Below are 1338 nucleotides of genomic sequence, written 5' to 3' on the forward strand. Positions count from 1 at the left end.
GCTGCCTGCATTGCGGCAATCCGTACTGCGAGTGGAAGTGCCCGGTGCACAACTACATCCCCAACTGGCTGCAGCTGGTCAGCGAGGGCAATATCCTCGAGGCGGTGGAGCTGTGCCACAAGACCAACTCCTTGCCCGAGGTGTGCGGGCGGGTCTGCCCCCAGGACCGGCTCTGCGAGGGCGACTGTACCCTCAACGACGGCTTCGGTGCGGTGACCATCGGGTCGGTGGAGAAGTACATCACCGACACTGCCTTCGCCATGGGCTGGCGTCCGGACCTCTCCCGCGTCACCCAGACCGGTCGCAAGGTGGCGGTGATCGGTGCCGGTCCCGCGGGGCTGGGTTGTGCCGACATCCTGGTGCGCAACGGCGTCAAGCCGGTGGTGTTCGACAAGTATCCGGAGATCGGCGGGCTGCTGACCTTCGGCATCCCCGAGTTCAAGCTTGACAAGACGGTGATGGAACGTCGTCGGGCGGTGTTCGAGGAGATGGGCATGGAGTTCCGCCTCGGTGTCGAGGTGGGCAAGGACGTCGAATTCGATCGCCTGCTCGAGGAGTACGATGCCGTCTTCCTGGGCATGGGCACCTACAAGTACATGGAGGGGGGCTTTCCCGGCGAGGACCTGCCCGGGGTGCACAAGGCCCTCGACTACCTGATTGCCAACGTCAACCACTGCCTGGGTTTCGAGAAGGACCCCAAGGAGTTCACCTCGCTGAAGGGCCAGCGCGTGGTGGTGCTGGGCGGCGGCGATACCGCCATGGACTGCAACCGCACGGCGATCCGCCAGGGCGCCACCAGCGTGACCTGCGCCTATCGCCGTGACGAGGAGAACATGCCCGGCTCCAAGCGCGAGGTGGCCAACGCCCGTGAGGAGGGGGTGGAGTTCCTCTTCAACCGCCAGCCGGTGGCTGTGGTCGGCGAAGGCAAGGTCGAGGGCGTCAAGGTGGTGCGCACTCGCCTGGGTGAGCCCGACGAGAACGGCCGGCAGCGCCCGGAAGTGGTGCCCGGTTCCGAGGAGATCATTCCCGCCGACGCGGTGGTGGTGGCCTTCGGCTTCCAGCCGAGCCCGGCCCCCTGGTTCGAGACCGTGGGTATCGAGCTCGACGAACGCGGCCGGGTCATGGCGCCTGAGGAGGGGGGCGCCCATGCCTTCCAGACCACCAACGAGAAGATCTTCGCCGGCGGCGACATGGTGCGCGGCTCCGACCTGGTGGTCACCGCCATCTACGAGGGCCGCCAGGCCGGCGAGGGCATCCTCGACTACTTGGGCGTCTGACGACGCCCGCTGCGGGCCACGGGCTTCGAGCGACGAGCGATTCATCAATATCATTCTGGTC

Annotated in this window: 1 protein-coding gene; it reads left to right on the forward strand. The window is 66.5% G+C overall.

Annotation, left to right across the window (positions count from 1 at the left end):
- Positions 1–1277: FAD-dependent oxidoreductase (locus tag RI841_RS06020; protein ID WP_310704678.1), on the forward strand; the 1277-nt coding region annotated here is incomplete at its 5' end.
- Positions 1278–1338: the final 61 nt, after the last annotated feature.

This window comes from Halomonas sp. (genome assembly GCF_031581305.1).
Taxonomy (GTDB): domain Bacteria; phylum Pseudomonadota; class Gammaproteobacteria; order Pseudomonadales; family Halomonadaceae; genus Halomonas.